The sequence below is a fragment of the Clostridium sp. ZBS15 genome (assembly GCF_023845705.1).
Taxonomy (GTDB): domain Bacteria; phylum Bacillota; class Clostridia; order Clostridiales; family Clostridiaceae; genus Clostridium; species Clostridium aquiflavi.
On the sequence record NZ_JAMQHY010000009.1, the window covers coordinates 36,376 to 56,931 of the forward strand.

18 protein-coding genes are annotated in these 20,556 nt (G+C 25.8%); 4 read left to right on the forward strand and 14 right to left on the reverse strand.

Annotated elements, in window-relative coordinates; genetic code table 11:
* Positions 1-330 precede the first annotated feature (330 nt).
* From NG904_RS04045 to NG904_RS04060, 4 genes are all read right to left on the reverse strand, one after another.
* Positions 331-852: a coiled-coil domain-containing protein gene (locus tag NG904_RS04045; RefSeq protein WP_252226834.1), complete on the reverse strand. Its 522-nt coding sequence runs from the start codon at positions 850-852 to the stop codon at positions 331-333.
* 177 nt (positions 853-1,029) lie between these two features.
* Entirely contained in the window at positions 1,030-2,322 is a 1,293-nt protein-coding gene (locus NG904_RS04050) for a dicarboxylate/amino acid:cation symporter (RefSeq protein WP_252229954.1), read from the reverse strand.
* 415 nt (positions 2,323-2,737) lie between these two features.
* The gene (locus NG904_RS04055; RefSeq protein WP_252229956.1) at positions 2,738-3,694 is read right to left on the reverse strand and encodes an SPFH domain-containing protein; all 957 of its coding nucleotides are present in this window, start codon (positions 3,692-3,694) and stop codon (positions 2,738-2,740) included.
* Positions 3,687-4,130, reverse strand: a complete 444-nt coding sequence (locus tag NG904_RS04060) for an NfeD family protein (RefSeq protein ID WP_252229958.1) — start codon at positions 4,128-4,130, stop codon at positions 3,687-3,689. The genes NG904_RS04055 and NG904_RS04060 overlap by 8 nt, the downstream gene beginning before the upstream one ends.
* A gap of 302 nt (positions 4,131-4,432) precedes the next feature.
* Here NG904_RS04060 and NG904_RS04065 point away from each other — a divergent pair, with 302 nt between their 5' ends.
* Together NG904_RS04065 and NG904_RS04070 are read left to right on the forward strand one after the other, a co-directional pair.
* Entirely contained in the window at positions 4,433-6,331 is a 1,899-nt protein-coding gene (locus NG904_RS04065; protein WP_252229960.1) for an NAD(+) synthase, read from the forward strand.
* Between the two features lie 152 nt (positions 6,332-6,483).
* Positions 6,484-7,512, forward strand: coding sequence for a branched-chain amino acid aminotransferase (locus NG904_RS04070; RefSeq protein WP_252229962.1), 1,029 nt, complete (start codon positions 6,484-6,486; stop codon positions 7,510-7,512).
* Between the two features lie 427 nt (positions 7,513-7,939).
* Here NG904_RS04070 and NG904_RS04075 read toward each other — a convergent pair whose 3' ends face one another.
* The 10 genes from NG904_RS04075 to NG904_RS04120 all read right to left on the reverse strand — a co-directional run bounded on the left by NG904_RS04075 (position 7,940) and on the right by NG904_RS04120 (position 18,564).
* Positions 7,940-9,094 carry an N-acetylmuramoyl-L-alanine amidase family protein gene (locus NG904_RS04075; protein WP_252229964.1) on the reverse strand — a complete coding sequence of 385 codons (1,155 nt, stop codon included), beginning with the start codon at positions 9,092-9,094 and terminating at the stop codon, positions 7,940-7,942.
* A gap of 91 nt (positions 9,095-9,185) precedes the next feature.
* A complete protein-coding gene (locus NG904_RS04080) occupies positions 9,186-9,914 on the reverse strand; it encodes a metallophosphoesterase family protein (protein ID WP_252229966.1) in 729 nt (242 codons plus the stop codon).
* A 100-nt stretch (positions 9,915-10,014) separates the two neighbouring features.
* The gene (locus NG904_RS04085) at positions 10,015-10,854 is read right to left on the reverse strand and encodes a TIGR02452 family protein (RefSeq protein WP_252229968.1); all 840 of its coding nucleotides are present in this window, start codon (positions 10,852-10,854) and stop codon (positions 10,015-10,017) included.
* 371 nt (positions 10,855-11,225) lie between these two features.
* Positions 11,226-11,576 (reverse strand): cyclic-phosphate processing receiver domain-containing protein, encoded by a 351-nt coding sequence (locus NG904_RS04090; RefSeq protein ID WP_252229970.1) that lies wholly within the window; start codon positions 11,574-11,576, stop codon positions 11,226-11,228.
* Between the two features lie 783 nt (positions 11,577-12,359).
* Positions 12,360-13,694: a 5-methylcytosine restriction system specificity protein McrC gene (locus NG904_RS04095; protein ID WP_252229972.1), complete on the reverse strand. Its 1,335-nt coding sequence runs from the start codon at positions 13,692-13,694 to the stop codon at positions 12,360-12,362.
* An 18-nt stretch (positions 13,695-13,712) separates the two neighbouring features.
* On the reverse strand, positions 13,713-15,269 hold the full coding sequence (locus NG904_RS04100) for an McrB family protein (RefSeq protein ID WP_252229974.1): 1,557 nt from the start codon (positions 15,267-15,269) through the stop codon (positions 13,713-13,715).
* 91 nt (positions 15,270-15,360) lie between these two features.
* Positions 15,361-16,143, reverse strand: a complete 783-nt coding sequence (locus tag NG904_RS04105; protein WP_252229976.1) for a hypothetical protein — start codon at positions 16,141-16,143, stop codon at positions 15,361-15,363.
* Between the two features lie 145 nt (positions 16,144-16,288).
* A complete protein-coding gene (locus tag NG904_RS04110) occupies positions 16,289-17,053 on the reverse strand; it encodes a hypothetical protein (protein WP_252229978.1) in 765 nt (254 codons plus the stop codon).
* Positions 17,054-17,135: 82 nt separating this feature from the next.
* Positions 17,136-17,585, reverse strand: a complete 450-nt coding sequence (locus NG904_RS04115; protein WP_252229980.1) for a hypothetical protein — start codon at positions 17,583-17,585, stop codon at positions 17,136-17,138.
* An 85-nt stretch (positions 17,586-17,670) separates the two neighbouring features.
* Positions 17,671-18,564 carry a hypothetical protein gene (locus tag NG904_RS04120; protein WP_252229982.1) on the reverse strand — a complete coding sequence of 298 codons (894 nt, stop codon included), beginning with the start codon at positions 18,562-18,564 and terminating at the stop codon, positions 17,671-17,673.
* A gap of 185 nt (positions 18,565-18,749) precedes the next feature.
* Here NG904_RS04120 and NG904_RS04125 point away from each other — a divergent pair, with 185 nt between their 5' ends.
* Entirely contained in the window at positions 18,750-19,985 is a 1,236-nt protein-coding gene (locus NG904_RS04125; protein ID WP_252229984.1) for a helix-turn-helix transcriptional regulator, read from the forward strand.
* 70 nt (positions 19,986-20,055) lie between these two features.
* Entirely contained in the window at positions 20,056-20,457 is a 402-nt protein-coding gene (locus NG904_RS04130; protein ID WP_252229986.1) for a hypothetical protein, read from the forward strand.
* The last annotated feature ends 99 nt before the right edge of the window (positions 20,458-20,556 follow it).

Sequence of the window (20,556 nt, forward strand, 5' to 3'; positions counted from 1 at the left end):
TTTACCTATTGCATATATCAACACGCATTTAAAACATATCCTAATTTTAATTTTTTCATTGTTGGTTTTCAGAAAAATTTAAATGTTTTAGAAAATATTAATCACAAAAATAAGTATGAATTAAATAAAATAGGGGCATAATAAAATTAATCCTTATTTATATATAATAAAAATTTAGTCTCTTATAGTTAGTACTATTTACTTGTTAACTTTTTAAAATACTTATAAAAACAAGGGTATAAGAAAATAAAATATACTTTCTTATACCCTGTTTTTCATTATTAGCTCTGTTTTATATAAATGTACTACCAAAACATAACATTTATGTTTTTATTTCTTTCCAAATCTATCAAGTGCATTTTGTAAATTTTCAATTTGTAATTCAAATTGATCTTTTAAATCTGTCACCTCTGTTTTATCAATAATGTCCTCATCTTTTTTATCTTCAATTTTATCTTTAGCTTCATCAACATTATCTTTAAGTTCGTCTAATTTGTCTGTTATTTCATCGAATTTATCCTTTAAGTCTTCACTTTTACCTTCTAGATCGGCTTGATTTAATTTATCTGTTAATTCATCAGCTTTATCTGCGAATTCTTTCATCATTCTTTCTTTGTCTTCATCAAACTCGTCCATTTTATCTGCTATTTCAGATGGAGTATCTCTTAATTTGTCTTTTAATTCTTGAATGTCATCTGAATCAAATATATCATCAACCTTTTCTGAAGATGGTGTTTCATCTTCTGATTGTTTTACAGTCAAAACATAATCATCCTGTAAATTACACCCTATTAGACTAAATCCCAAAATAAAAATTAAACCCATAGATATTATTAAATTTCTTTTTTTCATTTATTCACCTCAAACAAAAACTTATAATTTTCATATGTATTTTACTTATGTATCATATTTTAATACTTTTGTATCTTTTATTCAATGTTTTTAGACTAATCAGTACTAAAAAAAATAAAAACAAGCACCTCAAAATGATTTCATAATCATTTAGAGATACTTTATTTTAACATATATTTATAAAGCTTCTATAATATTTTCATCTATAACTTCCTCTTCATTTTCAAATATCTCTTCATTAAATTCACCTTCTTGTTTTGCTACTATGGTTGTACAAATAGCATCACCTGTAATATTAACAGCAGTTCTAGTCATATCTAATATTCTATCTATGCCCATGATTAAAGCTATACCTTCTACAGGTAAATTTACTGAATTAAATACCATTGATAATGTAATAAGTCCAACACCCGGCACTCCTGCTGTTCCTATAGATGCTAATGTTGCAGTAAGTATTACTGTTATATAGTCATTTATACCAAGATTTATTCCAAATGCTTGTGCTACAAATACAACAGCAACTCCTTGCATTATTGCTGTTCCATCCATATTTATAGTTGCTCCTAACGGTATAGTAAAAGATGAAATTTTCTTAGATACACCCATCTTTTTACTCAGTGTATCTATTGATAAAGGAATAGTGGCATTTGATGTTGCCGTAGAAAATGCGAAACTCATTACTGGTGCAAATTTCTTAAGAAACTTTATAGGGCTAAGATTAGAAAATCCTTTTAGCATTATCATATATGTTCCTAAACATTGTAATGCTAAAGCTAAGAAAACAGCACTCATATACTTTAACATAGGCGTGAATGCATCCCATCCAATAGTTGCAAATGTAGTTGCTATCAAGCAAAAAACTCCTATAGGTGCAACCTCCATAACTATCATTGTCATTTTCATCATTATTTCATTACTTGCCTTAAAGAAATCAGCTACTATTTCTGTTTTTTTCCCTAAAGTAGCTAAAATAATTCCTACCATCATCGCAAAAAATATTATTTGAAGCATATTTCCTTCTGCTAATGCATTTATTGGATTTATTGGAATTATATCTAAAATCACATCAGAAAATGCTTTACTTTCAGCTATAGTTGGTTCAGTTATTTGAATACTAGACATATCAAGACCTATTCCAGGATTTATAAGTTTTCCAACACTAATAGCTATAGTTACAGCAATTGCTGTAGTAGCTATATAAAATGACATTGTCTTTATACCAACTTTTCCAAGCTTCTTAGTATCACCTATTGCTAAACTACCACATACTAATGAACAAAACACCAACGGTACTACAAGCATTTGCATTGCCCTTAAGAATCCTTTTCCTAATATCTTAAATACCCCATCAATCAAGATAACATCTCTAATCGTTCCTTTTGGAACAAAGTTATATAAAATTATACCACAGATTGCTCCAAGTATTAACGCAATAAATACCTTTGTAGTCAAACCTAATTTATTTTTCATAAAGTCCCCCCAATCATTTGAAAATGAATTATAAAATTATTTTCTTGCATTTGTTATATTTATATTATATTCTACAGTTCAAAGATTGTCCATATATTTGTGAGTTTATCTACTTATATCATATTAATTTTTTAATAGTATATAATATTTTTTGCAATTTTATGAATAAACTACAATTCACTTATTCATTTTACATACTTTTGACACAATTGAATTTTATTATATAAAATAATTCACATTAAATCTAAAGTATATATTCTATATCTGAAAACTTATATCTTTTTCTTCAACGCCCCACTTTCCTCTTTAATTTAAAATTAAAGCTCTCCGAACTTATATTTGCTCAAATTTTATGTAACCAAAAAGGCATATTAGGTTACAAACCTAATATGCCTAAAATTAATTCTATAAATTTTTAATCATTCTTCTTTTTTGAGAAATCTTTTAATGTATCTGCAATTGCAGCTATACTTCCAAGTGATGATAAAGTTTCATTTGGTAATATAAGCTTATTTGCTGGATTTAACGCCATTTCTTTAAGCGCTTCAACTTGCTTTAAGGCAATAACTGTTTCATTAGTACCAGAATCAATAATCGCAGTATTAACTTTTCTTATAGCTTCTGATTCCGCAATAGCTATTTGTTCAATAGCTTTAGCTTTACCTTCTGCTTCAAGTAATTGAGATTCCTTTAATCCTTCTGCTCTTCTAATATTAGCTTCTTTTTCTGCTTCAGCTTTAAGTATTTGAGATTGCTTTTCTCCTTCTGCCTTTTCTATTTGAGATTGTCTAAGACCTTCTGCTTGAAGTATCATAGCTCTCTTGTCTCTTTCAGCTCTCATTTGCTTTTCCATAGCTTGTTGAATTTCAGCAGGTGGTATAATATTCTTTATTTCAACACTTAAAATCTTTATACCATATGCATCAGTAACTTCATCTATTATACTTAAAAGGTTTTGGTTTATTGAATCTCTACCACTTAGTATTTCATCCAAACTCATATTACCTAGAATATTTCTTATATTTGTTGTTGCTGAATAAACTATACCTGATTTATAATCCTCTATGTTGTATACTGCATCTTTAGCATTTAACATTTTAAAGAATATTACGTTATCAACTGAAATTTTTACATTGTCTTTAGTAATAACTGATTGTGGTGGTACATCTAAAATTTGTTGTTTTGTTGAAACTTTTCTTCTAACAAAATCAACAAAAGGTATTAAGAAATGCCATCCTGGTTCCAATACTCTACTGAATTGTCCAAATCTTTCTACAATACATAAATACCCTGTATTTACTACTTTTATTGACGAAAATATTGTAAATATTATAAATATTAATATTAGTGGTGTTCCTATAAGTCTAAACATTTTTGTTTTCCTCCTCTAACTTTTTAATTCTAAATTTTGCTCCATCAATGCTTGTAATAATGAACCTTTCGCCTGCCTGAATATTCTGCCCTTCATTAACTACAGTCCAATATATTCCATTGATTTTTAAGGTTGCTTTTTGCTCTATATTTTCTTCTGCTGTTATAACTTTGCCTATATATGTCTCTTCCATAAGCGGTATTCTATGTTCTGAGTTTTTATATTTCTTTCTTATCCATGGATATCCTATTGATATTGATATTATTCCTACTATTAAAAATATTATTACTTGCAACAAAAAAGTAGCTTTCAATCCAGCTGCAAAAATTGCTGTAAGTGCTCCTATGGAAAACCATACAAATAAAAAACTGCTGGTAAAAACATCAATCACAAATGCTGCAACCGCAATCACAATCCAGAAAATTATACTTCCCATTACCTTCACCCCTTTTCTTTTATTTCCTAAATTTCTTAATATTAGTATACCATTAATTAATATGCAACAATTAATTATTTAAGATAACTCTATTATACAGTATTAATTACTTTATTACAACATATTTCTTATCTTTTAAACAATTATTTACCATCTCTTACTTTTCTTTAAAATACCATATATACTATTATCGAACATATTCCAATTGATTTTATATAATTTTCAGCATATTATGATTATATATACAAATGCTATTTGGTTATACTAAAGGCATATACTAAAAAAATTGGAGTTGATCTAATATGGATTTTATAAAAATTGCATCCGCATGTCCAAAAACTAAAGTTGGAGATATCAATTATAATATATCTAATATTTTGAAATGTATAGATGATGCTAAAAGTAATAATAGTAAATTTATAGTTTTTCCAGAACTTTGTGTAACTTCATATACATGTGGAGATTTATTCTTAAATGATACCTTATTAAACAAATCAATAACTGGAATAAATCAAATATTAAATGCTACAGAAAATTGTGATATGTTAATTGCGCTTGGAGCACCACTACTTATAAATAGTGTGCTTTATAATTGTGCCTATTTGCTTTTCAAAGGTAAAATATTAGGTATAGTTCCTAAATCATATATACCCAACTATAGTGAATTTTATGAAAAAAGATGGTTTACAGAAGGACTTTCTTTAGAAACGCAAGAAATAGATTTACCTATTCAAAAAAATGTACCTTTCGGAACAAATCTCATCTTTTCTTCTCAAATAGCTAATTTCGGAGTTGAAATATGTGAAGACTTATGGGTAACTATACCTCCTAGTTCATACCTCTCTTTATTAGGTGCACATATAATAGGAAATTTATCTGCTTCAAATGAATTAGTAAGCAAAAAAGATTATAGAAAAAGTCTTGTTTCAAATCAAAGTGCTAGATGTCTTTGTAGTTATGTATATTCTTCTGCCGGAGTGCATGAATCCTCTACAGATTTATTATTCAGTGGACATTTAATGATAAGTGAAAATGGTTCTATTTTAAAAGAAAATGAAAGATTCCAAAGAGAAAATGAAGTTATTTACTCTTGTGTAGATATTTTTAAACTTAAATCTGAAAGACTAAAAAACCTTAGCTTTAGAGATGCTACTAAATTCACAGGAAAAAAACCTCATATAATAAACTTTAAATTTGGCTGTACTAATATTAGTCACTTTGACAGATTTATAGATAAACATCCATTTGTACCATCATCTAAAATAGAGCGTGAAGAAAGATGTAAGGAAATATTTAATATCCAAAGTGCTGCTTTAGCTAAAAGATTTGAACATACAAGTTCTAAAAAAGCTGTAATTGGAATATCTGGAGGATTAGACTCTACCCTTGCACTTCTTGTTATAGTTAAAACATTCGAACTACTTAACTTAGATAAAAGTAATATAGTTACTATAACAATGCCTGGTTTTGGAACAACAGATAGAACTTATAACAATGCATTAACTTTATGTAAAGAATTAAATTGTGATTTAAGGGAAATAAATATAGTAGATGCTTCTCTTCAACATTTTAAAGACATAGGACATGATAAAAATATTCATGACGTTACTTATGAAAATGTTCAAGCAAGAGAAAGAACTCAAATTTTAATGGATTTAGCTAATAAAGAACAAGGTCTTTTAATAGGAACTGGTGATTTATCCGAGCTAGCCCTTGGATGGTGTACTTATAACGGTGATCACATGTCAATGTATTCAGTAAATCCATCTATACCAAAAACATTAGTTAGATATTTGGTTAGATATGTTGCTGAAAAGGAATCTAATTCAGAAGTTAGTAAAACACTTATTGATATCTTAGATACTCCTGTAAGTCCAGAATTACTTCCTAAAGATGCAAATGGAGAAATTTCGCAAAAGACTGAAGATATAGTAGGACCTTACGAACTTCATGATTTCTTCCTATATCACTTTATAAAACACGGATCATCAAAAGATAGAATTTTATTTTTGGCTAAAGAAGCATTTAAAGATGATTATAGTGATGAAGAAATTGAAAAATGGCTTAATAAATTTATGTGGAGATTTTTCACTCAACAATTTAAAAGAAGCGCTTTACCAGATGGTCCAAAGGTGGGAAGTATCTCTTTAAGTCCTAGAGGAGATTGGAGAATGCCTTCAGATGCAGAACCTTGGAAATAATTATAAATTAATCAATATTTTTATAATTATGTTATTAATCTAGTAATAAATAAAGACTTTTTATGCTTAACTATAGAAATTTTGTTTTAGTAGTGTTAGAATAAAATGTATTAAATAAAGGCAATAAGCCTATAGATATGGAGGAATGTACAATGGGGAAAAAAGTTGATATGGATTGGGGTAAACTAGGATTTAGTTACATAAAAACAGACTATCGTTATATTTCAACTTGGAAAGATGGTAAATGGGATGATGGTAAGCTTGTAGAAGATAATATGCTTAAAATGAGTGAAGCTTCTACTGTTCTTCATTATGGTCAAAGCTCTTTTGAAGGATTAAAAGCTTATACAACAAAAGAAGGAAAAATACAATTATTCAGACCTAATAGAAATGCTGCTCGTATGAATGAAAGTTGTGATAAACTTCTTATGCCAAATATTCCTGAAGAAAAATTTATAGACGCATGTATGCAAGTTGTTAAAGCTAACGAACATTTTGTTCCACCATACGGCACTGGTGCAACTTTATATATTAGACCTGTTATAATGGGAGTTGGAGATAATATCGGCGTAAAGCCAGCATCTGAATATATTTTTACAGTATTTTGTATGCCAGTAGGACCTTACTTCTCTGGTGGATTAAAACCTTGTAACTTTATCGTTCAAGATGAATTTGATAGAGCCGCTCCACACGGTACTGGAAAACAAAAAGTTGGTGGTAATTATGCAGCCTCTCTTGAAGCTCATAAAAAAGCTACCGATGCTGGATATGCAGATTGTATTTATTTAGATCCTACTACCCACACAAAAATCGATGAAGTTGGGGCTGCAAACTTTATAGGAATAACTAAAAATAATGAATTTGTAACACCTAAATCTTCATCAATATTACCTAGTATAACAAAATATTCTTTACTTTATATAGCTGAACATTATTTAAATATGCCAGTATATGAAAGAGAGGTTTTTGTTGATCAATTAGATGAATTTGCAGAAGCTGGTGCTTGTGGTACTGCTGCTGTAATAACTCCAATTGGGGCTATAGATTATAACGGAAAGAGATTTGTGTTCCATAGCGAAACTGAAGTTGGACCTACAATAAAGAAATTATATGAAATACTTTCTGGAATCCAAACAGGTGATGTAGAAGCTCCTGAAGGATGGATATACGAAGTTAAATAGATTTTTAATTAAAATGTAGCTCTTCTAGAAACAAATTTTTATAAACAAAAACCATACATATGCAGAAATTTATTTTCCTGTTTATGCATGGTTTTTATTTTTGTATTATAATAAATCTATTTTCATTGGTCATCTTAGCATATTTATTTTAGAAATTCATTAATAATTATTATCTATACAACATTTAACATAATCTACTTGGGCTTATGATGAAAATTTAATTTATAATGCATGTAAATATTTTAAAACAAAATACTCAACATTTTACCTAAAAGCCATTTTGGGCACCCATTTTATAGTGAAACATTTCATTTTTTGAGGTTTAAAATGTAACTATTAGGTTATTTCAATATATATACTCTAAATGATATTCAATTTTCTATATAAATTATACATATATTAAAACAATCATAATATTTATATAGTTTTATTCCGTTACAACTACATCAAATGAAGTTGTTGTTCCATTAGCATCTATAGTAATAGTTGTTTTTCCCGGCTTATGAGTAATTACATAAGGATGTAACAAGCGTACATAACCATCAGCATAACTTAAGTCAAAACTACAAGTTGCTATATCCTTATCACTGGAACTAGCTTTTATTAATAATTTAGGAGTTGTACTCCAGTTCTTCACATTACTAATTTCTAAAACTGACATTGCAATTGTTTCATTAGTACGACAATTTAATGTACTTCCATTTACTTCTGCACCATCATATACAGTTCTTGCTTGCATTCCTTTTCCAACTATATGTGTTTTGGTTTTTTCTGGATCAGAAGAATAAACCTTATACATGCTTAATGGGTACTTATCTAAATCAAACTTTACTTTTGGATCTTTTGATATACATTTAGTTTGCCATTTATTTGATAAATCTCCTGTAGTCGCTCCATTATTAGCATATAATCTCCAATTTTCTTTATTAATACATTTTTCATATTTTCCATCACTTCCGAAATGAAATTTCACACCATCATCTATAATAATTTCACCAGTTTGCATTATACCATCTTCATTAAAATAATATATATTATCATCTATATTCCATTCTTCTTTAGCATACTCATTTCCTGTTAATTTAAAGTACTTATTACCATTCTCCTCAAACCAACTACAATCTGAAGTAACTTTTAATTTTTCTTCCGAAGGTTTTCTACTAACAACATTATTTTTAGATACATTGTCTTTAGTTTTATTTTCAGAAGTATTGATCCAGTTACCAGCATTAGAAAATTCATATATTGTACCACCTACGCTTACTTTACCTGTAAGCATAGCTCCACTATCATCTAAATAATACCATTTTGAGCCGTCTTTTAACCAGCCTATTTTCATTATTCCACTTGGCACTAAATAATACCATTTACCACCATTTTGTAGCCAACCTGTCTTCATGTAACCATTATCGTCAAAATAATACCAAAACCCATCAATTTGTTTCCAGCCAGTTGAATAGGAATTAGCTTCTGTATACCACCATCCTGTGCTATCACTTTTCCACGCTGCTGAAACACCTAATTGAGTCATTGCCATTACAGATGCTACTATCAATAGACTTGAAGCTAATTTTTTTATCATTTTTATTACCCCTTTATATTTAAAATTATTAATTTTTTAATACACTTTAAAAATACTCTATACTTATTTCAGATATGCTCCTATACATTCTCTAAATCTTTTCTTTACCATTAATATCATAAAACTTATAATGGACACAAGTATGCTTATCATCAACACTAATATCCTTATGCATATGTCCAAAATACCACTGTTCAAATTGTATTTTATTATTTATAGTTTCTAAAAAATCTGTATACTCATCAATTCTATGACCTGCATTTTTCATTATTTTTAATATGTTGCTGGGGGCCGTATGAGTAAGAATTATATTAATTTTATTACCTTCTTCTTTTAAATTTAATATACCTTTTTCTCTTTCCTTTTTATTTGGTACTTCCTGATTCCACCAACTATTATTTTCTATCATATACTCTTTATCAGTAGAATTAGCTCCACCCATAACAAATATTTTTTTATTTCCTATCGTATAAACTTGTCCTCTAAGTAAATGAATAATATTTTGACTTATTATTTGTACGTCTCCTCCAAACATTTTACTAATTGAATATTGCTCTAAAATATCAAAATTTTCATGATTCCCATCTAAAAATAATATTGTAATTCCTATTTTACTTATAATGCTCAAATTGTATTTATTTCTTTTTAAATCATTCCAAATATATCCGAAGTCACCACATACAATCAATATTTTACAGCCTAATTTTTCAGCATTTCTAAGTCTTGTAAATCCATTTCCATGTATGTCTCCAGTAATAAATATTTCATTATTTCGAAAATTTTCCTTTGAAGAATTTGCATCACTAATCCAATAACTCATAAATTTATAATCTCCTTAATGAATTATTATTTTCAGAAAGAAGATTTACTTTTCTACTTCTTTTTCTGATATATTTTAGTAATAATTAATGTTTAATTTATTATTGTTTATTTTTAAACTGTTCTATAAAAATATCTAAGTTAAATTTATCCGGAATTGAAAATAATATTCTCATATTCTTTTCCTTTAACTTAATATTTCTTTTATTGATTTGATTTTTAAATATTCGTGCAATATCTTTAGGATTATTTTTAAAAACTCCACATCCAAAAGCGCCTAAAATTAACAATGCATTTTTACTTTCATCTAAACTTATAGCTAAATCAAGTATCAATCCTATTCTTTTCTCCATACAAATTTTAACCTGTGTTTCAGATACCCCTCTACTAATTGCTACCCCTCTATTAACTGCTGGAGATGTTATTACACTACAAAAAATAATATTCTCTAATAAATCTCCAATATCATTTTTTATAAATGGAACAAAAGGGGAATATATCATACTATCATTATAAATACCATTATTGGTATTCTTTATATTATTATCATAATATTCACTTTGTTTTGATTTTAATGAAAGATATAAACCACTAACTCGTGCTAGACTTTCTTCTTGCGCACTGCTTCCATTAAGAAATCCACCGCCTGGATGTTTGGCACTTGCAAAATTAAGAACTATTATATTCCCATAATTACCTGAACTTTCAATTATAGATTGTACTGTAGTTTTTTGTTCAAATACTATATCTGCTTCTACAGTTGAATTACAATAAGATGATAATTTATAATTTTTTATCACTTTAGTATTATTTATTGAATAATCAAGATTATCCTTAAAATTCTTTTTATCTCTACTCTTATATAAATAATATCCATTGCTTAAAATATTTAAAGTATCCTCTGCTATTGCAATATTTTTATTTTTCAAATTATTGTTCATAACTAAACTATGTCATCTCCTTAAATATAATATTTTATAAATATCTCCTCTCTAAAACTTTAAAATAGATTTATAATAAAAATTATTTTTTATTTATAAATCTAGCATTTAATCAATGATTAATCTATGAAAATATAATATCAAATCTTCTTATGCATATATGCACAAAATATAATTTTTTATTAAAAAACATTAAAATACTTAAAAATATTAGCTTTTAGTCCAAATTGCATTACTAAAATTAGCCAAGTGGACGTAGTTTCTCCTTTACACTCATTATTAGTAAAGGTACAATTATTCATAGTACAATATTTGCCTTTCTTAATTTTTATTTGTAAAGTGAATGCGTCTTGCTCAAACTACTATATTAATCATATTCTATTTTTCGTATATCCATACTTATAAATCTCTGTACCACTCTCAATAAATCCCCTAACTCTTGATCCTATCAAGGTATAATACATGTTATCTCTTCCCACCACATTATCGGTATGAATATATATTTGCCTTGGACTAATTCCATGTTCACACATGTACTTTACAATATCATATCCATTTTTCTCTATTCCATTTTCATTCAAACCTAAATCGTGGTCTAATGATAAGGTATCAATTGTATTACTCCTTAAAAGTTCAATAGCTTCATCATAATTCCTTGCAATAACAAAGCCATCTGGACATTTTCTAATATCATCTACATATAAATTTATTACATGATTCATTTATTATATCAATCCCCTCAATTTCTTTATTTTCTCTTATATCAGTGATCTTATTTACGTTATTATAAATTTCCTCTATCTGATTGTAAATACCTCATTTTGTCTACTCGTCTTTTAAATTGTTCTGTAAATAAATATATATTCTATTGTTTTATTTGACTAAAATTCTTATGGTGTATGAGTGCAACAAATGACACTCTTAATAGTTATCGATTTTTTCTTATGGATGTAATATTACTATTCCTATAATTACAATAAATGCCATAAAATTTAAACTTTATTTATATTCCCCAAATCACTACATCTTAATAGCACAAAAAGGAAGTACCCCCTTAATTAAATGCATCTTGCCATTAATGCTAAAATAATAATTTAGATCCATACGAATCATTTTATAGATAAAATTATTAATTTAGGAGCAACTTCTACTCAAATTTTAGAAAAAATCAAGGAAATAACACCTTTAATTTTAAATAAACCTGAATTATTAATAAAAAAATCTGCTTCGCAGACTGTGTATTTCTGATACTTTCAAAAGTTATCCACAGATTTGACTTGATTATAATTTCCTAGAGAATAAAAAAATAGATACCATGCTTTATATGGCTCGATACCTAACTTAATCTACTTTTCAAGTTTCACTTAAAAAGTGATAAAAAAGTATAGAAAAAGAGATTCTCCTTTGTTATGGTTAATTTGTGCAAACACTTAACAAAGGATAATCTCATATGGGTAGTTTATTAGAAAATTTAATTTTGACGATAGAGATTTAACATCAGATACTTATTTTAATTCATCAAACTTCTTTTTTAATTCCTCTTCATTTTTTGTCATTGCATTTTCAAATTCAACATATGATTTATATTTATCAGAATGTGGAATTAAATATGGTGCTCTAAAAAAGTAATAGTCATTACATAAATCACTAATACTCTCCTTTTTGTAACATGCACTAATATCTTTATCTTGGACCGGAAATATAACACCTCCAAATGGACATTTTAATGCTAACATATATGATAAAACTTGAAATACATCAATTCTTACATCTTCACCCCATCTATCATCCTTTGTATTTAATGTTTTTCCCCATGCCTCTCTATATTTTGCATCTATTACTATTTTATTATCTTTGAAATAAAAATCTGGTTTTATAGTTCTATGATTATTGATAATCTCATAACCATCTTGGTTATAATCTCCTACACAATTAAATAACTTTTTTAAAAGAGTATTATATAGAAATTTTTCCCATAATTTATTGATATTAATTAACATACCACATACATTTTTCCCACTATTGTTATAAATATTGATTCCCATTCTTCGAATTATCATAATTGAAGTTTTCCTTAATGGTTCATAATTTTTATATACTGAGTTAGTAATATTCTTTTTAGTTTCATTAAGTAATTTCTGAACTTTTAATTCTTCTAAATTATTAATTTCTTTCTTTAATTGAATAATTTCTTTTTTTATAAAAGACTTTTTTGAAATTATATTTTTTAATAAATGAGGATATTTTTTCTCTAAATATGTATAGGCTAATAATATTAACTGATTAATTGGATTGTTAATAGTATATTCTCTAGTAGAATATGCTATATTACCATTAAACAAAATATTTTCTTTAATGTGTCTGGATATATCAATTTTACCTTTTACTTTTGAATCATTATAATTAAATTGCCTGTACTGTCTATATAAACCTTTTTTTAACGCTTCTTCAAGTTGATTAATATAAGTAATTGCTAGCAATATGTCCCAGTTAGATTCGGAACTACCATTTCCTTTCATATCACTAAAAATCTTTCCACTTACATCAAAAGATTTACAAAAAATATAATTTAGAAAAAATTGATTATCACCCTTATCAAAACGTGATCCAATTGTAACCATTTGCCCTTCAAATTCTAATAAACCAATATATTCTTGGGTTCTATATTCATTATTAAACCAATTAAATACTTTAGGAGTTTTACATTCTTCGTCTCCATCTATTGTAATAATAGAACTGTTCCCTTGATAAATTGATTTTTGAATTTTTTCACACAATTCAATGTTCTCTTCACCTTTTATAGCTGTGTAATCAGTTATAAATAAAGGTTCATTTTTCATAATATTCACCACTCTTTATTAGCTATTTGCCTCTCCATCACTTGCGTTCTTATTCTCATTAGGTTTATTTTCTATATTTCCATACATTGAATTTCGGCATTGTTCAATAAACTTCTCTACTTCCAATGTATTTTCACCTCTTACATATTCTCTAATAAGAGTTTCTAAACGATATTTCCATACATATTTAATAATGTCATCAATTTCTTCAAAATTATATTGATCAACCTTTTGTGGTAGATTAGCAAAGTATCCTTGACTAATAAAATATTGACGATTTAATGAAAAACTAGCACCATCTTTTTTAATTATTCCATTTAAACACATTATTCTATCTGCAAGCTTGTCGGCATTTTTATAGATTACTTCTCCAAATGCATAAGTTTCATCTTCGTTTTGTTGCTCAAAGCTATTTTTCAACATATCTTTTTCAACTATAAATTCTTTCCATTCAAACCTTCTTCTTAAAGCAAAATCCATACTTTCTACAGAACGGTCTATGTCATTCATTGTGCCTATAATAATTATATTTTCTGGAATATAAAAACCCTCTTTAAATACATCACCTAATTCACTATTATCAATATTTTCTTTTGTATCTATATCAAAAGTTGGTAAGTTTTGGTACTGTGTATTTATTTTATTTTCTTGTCCTCTTTTATCTTTTTCTAAACCATACATCAATTCTCCTAATACCTTTGACAAATCTGCCCTATTAATTTCATCAATTATAAAAAAGTAATATTCTCTATCTTCTTGTCCATTATTCTTATTTTCAATTACTCTTCTACAGAACGCTTTGAAAATACCATCTACTTTTTTAAATGTAACATTTCCATTAATTTCAACCGGTCTTAACCCCTCAACGAAATCTGTATAATCATATGATGGATGAAATTGTACAAATTCATATTTCATTAAAGTGTCATCTTTATCTTTTTTCCAATTTAATTCTTTTCCTATAGAATTTGCTATTTTCTTAGCTATAAAAGTTTTACCAGTACCTGGAGCACCTGTAAGTATTATTTGATTTACACCATTATTAATTAAATTTTTTATTTGTTCTTCGAAATTCATATCATTATTTTCTCCATTAATATATCCATCATTATCAGTAAATTTGTACAAATTTAATCCTATGATTTGTTCCACACATTTTAATATATCTGGTATATTTTTTTTATTAATATTTTCATTTTTGCTAGCCATTTCTTCTAATTTTTTTTGTAAATCATTAAATGAAACTTTGCTCCTATCGATATTGAAAATATCTTCTTTGATATCACTAGTTAACAATTTTAAATTTTTACTTGTATCACTTTCCTTCGTAGATAATATTGAAGCAACATTTCTTCTACATGTATCTTTGTTTATAAAATTAGGAATATACGATTTTTTATCTTCTTCTTTATCTTTAAATTCAAATCCTAATAAAATAAACATTGTTGCATCTACTGTTGATGTATAGCGATTTCTATTATTATTATTTTCTCTTAATTCACGTATTATATCTTGTAAATTCTCATCTTGTTCAAATTCCACTTTAAACTTTTCTAATGTATCATTTGCCTTCATTTTAACATCACCTCATAATAATTATTTTAAACAATAAATATTTTATTAAATATTGTAATAAACCTGCTATATATAAATTAAATGTATTTACTTATAATGCACTTTTTATTGCTGCAAATGCAATTAATCCTAGAATTACACCTGCAGGTGCTTCTCCACAGCTAAAAGCACTTAATGCGAACATCGCAAACATAAGCCCAATACCAATAAGCCCACATTTTTTTGCACTAGAAACTCCTGAATTATTATTTTTTTTATTAGATATAAATCCACTACCTAAAAATAATATAAATCCAATAGCAAAACCAAATTTCATAAAACTAACAATTCCAGTAGTATTATTTTTAATAATTTTTATAAAAAATAACACTACTATGCCAATTCCTACAATACTTGCACAACCTAACATTCCATCATTATTAGAAGTTTTTTTACTCATATTATTTACACTATTAAATGATTTATTATTTCCACATATCTTATTCTCATTATTGTCTCTTAAATTACAGCCACTATTTTTATATAATCTATCATTACATATTATATCTTTAGCCTTATTATAATAATGCTGTTCTAAAAAATCTTCAAAAGTCATTTTCCCATCAAATTTTCTTATAAATTCCTGAATAATATATTTTTCAACTTTTAATTGATGAATTCTATCTCTAAATCTATATATTTTATATTTCCCTCTAGATTGTCCACTTTTATAATTATTAATTGCTTTTTTATTAAAATTATATTTCTTAATCAAAGGAGAAATGCAACTTCTTTGTTCTAGTTTATATTTATTTCCTATTTCACTTTGTAACATTCCCACTACAATATAATCATATATAATATCTGCTATTATATTTTTATCCACTTCTTTCATTACTTATTTACCCTTTTTTATAAAAATATGTTAATATCATTATATCATATATACTATTTATAAATTTAAACTTATAAAATATGCATCTATAAAAATTTGCACACTTAATAAATAGAGTACCGTTTTAAACAATACTCTATAAAATTTATTCTTCATCTTTATTAATACAAACTACATATTTTAACGGTAACTTAAGATCTTTTATTGTATATATAAATAAAAGACATCTATCCGGCTCACATTTAAGTATTGTATTTTTTAAATATTGTTTTAAAATATTTTCTATGATCTTTATTTGCTTTAAATTTTTTTCTTGATCTATTAAGCTTAATTGTAAAAATTTAGTACAATCGATCCATTCTTTTTTTGTATTTTCACAATATGTTTTAAGTTCTACACAACTTTTATTTAGTGACATATGATTTCTTTTTGAATTTAATTCACATAACATTATTATATTATATAAACTTTCTATAGTTTGTTGTTTATTTATAAGGCTTGGTTCATTCCTTAATATTATTTTACTACATTCTACTAATCTATTAATTTCATCTTCATTATAGTAAATTTTTTGTGAATAATGTATATTAATAAAGTATTTCTTAAAAATTTTTCTTCTCAAATCTCCGTTGATTTTATTATTTATTAAATAATTCTCTAAAAATATGGGATTTTGTTCATCAAATATTAATTCAATGGACATATTATTTACTATTTCAGGATATGTTTCTATAAACCATTTAGATATTTCTGTATTTGCTTTAGCAATAGCTTTATATGGTATTATTTCACTATTATTAATTAATATTTCTATTTTCTTTTTATTGTTTAGATTAATTGCTTCAAGTAATTCATAATATTTACTAGACGTATCAATATTCAACATCTTTGCTATAGTATTAAGACTCATAGTTTATCCTCCCATAATTAGTACCATCACCAATCGATGGTATTATAAGTATCTTTATATTATTATAAAACTTAATAACTCTTTATTCATTATAATCCATGCCATCATACACTACATATTTTTCTGCTAATCCAAGTTCAATTACTATATTAGCTATTTGCTCCACTTCTTTTTCTGTTAATAAACTACAATATTCTAAATTGTTTTCTACATATTCTAAACTACTTATTCCTACTCTATTCAAAAATCTTCCTTCAAAATTTTCAAAATTCTCTACAGCTATTTGATCTAACCCAATGGTAAATTCAATTCCTTTATATATTAAGTTTTCATAACAATGAATATATCTCTCTTCCTCTAATTCCTTTAATACCTCTTCAAATATATACATTTCTTTTTTTATGTCTATTTCTTTAAGAATTGCTCTGTCACTTATTTTACAAATTATACTTTCTAATATCATAACTCCATCTTGGCTATTTTTTAAGTAAAGCATAGTTATTAATTTTAATTGTAATTTTAATCCTAACATTTTAATTCCTCCCAAAAATATATTTATTTTATAAAACTATACTATCATCTGTCTTAATGCATATATGCATTAAGTATATTAATTTTTATTTAATCTTCTTAATATCTTCAATCAATTCTAAATTTAAAATATTTAAGTGTTCATGATATAAAGATAATTCATCTAAATTTTCTATGCTATTAATAAGATTATTTTTATTAATCAAGTTTTCATTCTTTAATTTTCTTTTATTAAAATATTTTTCTATTACTAAATTTTTATATTTTATTGGTACAACAGTTATGCACATATCAAAATTATCACTAATCTCCACTACAGATCCTGTTGGAAGTTCTGGATTAATAACTATATACTTACATTTATTTTGTATATCTTCTACAATATCTCCTATTTTAAATGGGCTTTTTATATACACATATAAATTTTCTGGATATTTATTATAATTTTTATTGTAAACAAATTCTGTTCCATTAAACGAATACTTAACATCAGGAATACTTTTGTGAATTCTATAATTATAAAACTCATAAGAAATCCAATTTAATTCAGAATCAAAATTATATATAGCCAAAATATCATTTGTAATAGTATTTACCTCTTCCAATGTATAGTATGTTATTTCCTTAATATAATCGTCTAAATATACATTTGAGTATTCTTCATTTTCCTCCTTATAGTTTGTATTATGGTATTTTTTTACATATTTATAATTATCAAATACACCTTGATATTCTTCATTTTGTTTTAAAATATATACTATTTTTTCATGAGATTTATTAATATACTTAAAAGTTTTTTCATATGTAGAAATAAGTCTTTCTATATTTTCTTTTTCTTCATCATTTAATTTGAAAGTTTGTTTAATTTCCTTGTAAAATTTAATTTTTTTCCTCAATGGTCTTTTACTATTGTGTACAATAGACATTAATTCATTTAATGAAAATTGTATATCATCATTATTATTAAGATACTCCTTCATAGTTTTTGAATTAATATATTCAAGACATTTACTTTTAAATTTCTTTAACTTATTTATGATAATTCACCTCAACATTCTCTGATTTATATATTTTAATAAAAGAATTTTATCATATAATGTTATGCATATTTACATTATTTTGTAATACATTTATAATTAATATAAAAGAAAGAAGGATTTAGTATATGAAAAATAAATCAATTGAAAATAACAATCCATTAGAAACACATAGATTTAATATTTACTTAATACTGGATATTTTAAAAAAATATAGTTCAGTTGATGAACCTATTTCCTCGTCAGATATTTTTAAAAAACTTTGTAATAATTATTATATTAAGATAGATAAAAGTACTATTGGAAGATTCCTTGCTAAAATAATTGAAATTCAAAAAAGTTATTGTTCATGTAAACGCACTAATACTGAAAATATTATAGCTTCTTGTAATTGTTATACAGGATTTGATTTTAAAGTACGTCAATGTTATAAAAAAAATAATACTTACATATATAATGCTTTAATAGATCCGAATGCTTCAACAAACACTACTCTGAAATATGAATCAGATAATTATTCAAATAAATCTGTTCAATATTATTATATTGAGCCAGATTTATCGGAAAATGAAATTAATCTCCTTTCTGATGCTATTGAAGTATATAGTTATATATCTTTTGATGATACAAAAAAACTTATTGATAAGCTAAACAAACTATTACCTAAAAGTAAACAAAAATTTTTTAATAATGGATTAAAAAATTGGATTGCATCTCAAAAATTAGATAATCTAAAAAATGTTAATATAGATATATTAAAAAACATAGGCATTCTCCGTAATATTATCAATAAAAAAATTAAGGCTGAAATTATTTATGGAGAATATACTAATCATCAACTTGTAGCAAAAAAAGGTTATCCCAAAAAAATTACTCCTTACTTATTAATGTGGTCGAATGGTTATTACTATTTAATTGCTAAAAATCCATCTTACATAAATTTAGTAAACTTTAGAGTCGATAGAATATTAAAGGTTACTCCAATATCAGATGACTTAGTTAATTTTAAAGCGGATCCAATATACGATCCAGATAATTTATTTACAAATAATACCAAGAGTTCTATTATTCCAGGAAAATATCGTGCTACTCATGTTATTATGTATTCAGGTGATATAAAAACAATTGAGATTATGTGTAGAAATACTAATTGGATGATTAATACATTATATGATTGTTTTGGCTTTGAAATAAAAATATTACCTATTGATGAAAATTGGATTAAAGTAACTATTAAATCATCAGTACAAGGTGTAATATTATGGGCTACTCAATACTGCCGTGATTGTAAGGTAATCCATCCACCTGAAGTTGTTAATGGGGTAAAAGAACAACTTTACGCTGGACTTAAAAACTATGAATAATAAATGTACTATGAACAAATAAAAAAGTTATTTTATTAAAATCAAATTTATTAGAAAGGTAGTATTAAAAATGAATTTTAAGTTTATTAGACAAACATTAACAGAAAAATATCCTCATATTAATCTAAATGATCATATATGGAATGAGTTGGTTAATACATGTAATGAGTATGGAACTGGCTGGCATGACCTTATAATTGAACTCATTGAAAAAATAGAGGAAATTTATAAAAAAAATAATTCAGACATATCCGAATTCAAAATTCACCGAATTAACGAAAAGTATGGAGAATTAAATTTTGATGCATCATCAAGTATAAAAGAAGTGTATGATGTAATCTTGGAATACGAATATAAAGCTGATACAATTTGTGAAGAATGTGGAGAAACAGGAAGTATATATGAAAACAATAGTTGGTTGCAGACATTATGTGAAAAGTGTGCATATAAAAAAGGTTACAAAAAAATATAATAAAGAAAATGTGTAGAATTTGATTTGTGTAATTTTGTCATACTAAAAAATAGTTTATCTGAATCTCTAATCAATAAAACTATTGAAATTAATAGCATT

Bases quoted from the DNA above. Each gene is read 5' to 3' on its own strand.
- NG904_RS04045 (WP_252226834.1), bottom strand. From the start codon at position 852: ATGAAAAAAAGAAATTTAATAATATCTATGGGTTTAATTTTTATTTTG.
- NG904_RS04050 (WP_252229954.1), bottom strand. From the start codon at position 2,322: ATGAAAAATAAATTAGGTTTGACTACAAAGGTATTTATTGCGTTAATA.
- NG904_RS04055 (WP_252229956.1), bottom strand. From the start codon at position 3,694: ATGTTTAGACTTATAGGAACACCACTAATATTAATATTTATAATATTT.
- NG904_RS04060 (WP_252229958.1), bottom strand. From the start codon at position 4,130: ATGGGAAGTATAATTTTCTGGATTGTGATTGCGGTTGCAGCATTTGTG.
- NG904_RS04065 (WP_252229960.1), top strand. From the start codon at position 4,433: ATGGATTTTATAAAAATTGCATCCGCATGTCCAAAAACTAAAGTTGGA.
- NG904_RS04070 (WP_252229962.1), top strand. From the start codon at position 6,484: ATGGGGAAAAAAGTTGATATGGATTGGGGTAAACTAGGATTTAGTTAC.
- NG904_RS04075 (WP_252229964.1), bottom strand. From the start codon at position 9,094: ATGATAAAAAAATTAGCTTCAAGTCTATTGATAGTAGCATCTGTAATG.
- NG904_RS04080 (WP_252229966.1), bottom strand. From the start codon at position 9,914: ATGAGTTATTGGATTAGTGATGCAAATTCTTCAAAGGAAAATTTTCGA.
- NG904_RS04085 (WP_252229968.1), bottom strand. From the start codon at position 10,854: ATGAACAATAATTTGAAAAATAAAAATATTGCAATAGCAGAGGATACT.
- NG904_RS04090 (WP_252229970.1), bottom strand. From the start codon at position 11,576: ATGAATCATGTAATAAATTTATATGTAGATGATATTAGAAAATGTCCA.
- NG904_RS04095 (WP_252229972.1), bottom strand. From the start codon at position 13,694: ATGAAAAATGAACCTTTATTTATAACTGATTACACAGCTATAAAAGGT.
- NG904_RS04100 (WP_252229974.1), bottom strand. From the start codon at position 15,269: ATGAAGGCAAATGATACATTAGAAAAGTTTAAAGTGGAATTTGAACAA.
- NG904_RS04105 (WP_252229976.1), bottom strand. From the start codon at position 16,143: ATGAAAGAAGTGGATAAAAATATAATAGCAGATATTATATATGATTAT.
- NG904_RS04110 (WP_252229978.1), bottom strand. From the start codon at position 17,053: ATGAGTCTTAATACTATAGCAAAGATGTTGAATATTGATACGTCTAGT.
- NG904_RS04115 (WP_252229980.1), bottom strand. From the start codon at position 17,585: ATGTTAGGATTAAAATTACAATTAAAATTAATAACTATGCTTTACTTA.
- NG904_RS04120 (WP_252229982.1), bottom strand. From the start codon at position 18,564: ATGAAGGAGTATCTTAATAATAATGATGATATACAATTTTCATTAAAT.
- NG904_RS04125 (WP_252229984.1), top strand. From the start codon at position 18,750: ATGAAAAATAAATCAATTGAAAATAACAATCCATTAGAAACACATAGA.
- NG904_RS04130 (WP_252229986.1), top strand. From the start codon at position 20,056: ATGAATTTTAAGTTTATTAGACAAACATTAACAGAAAAATATCCTCAT.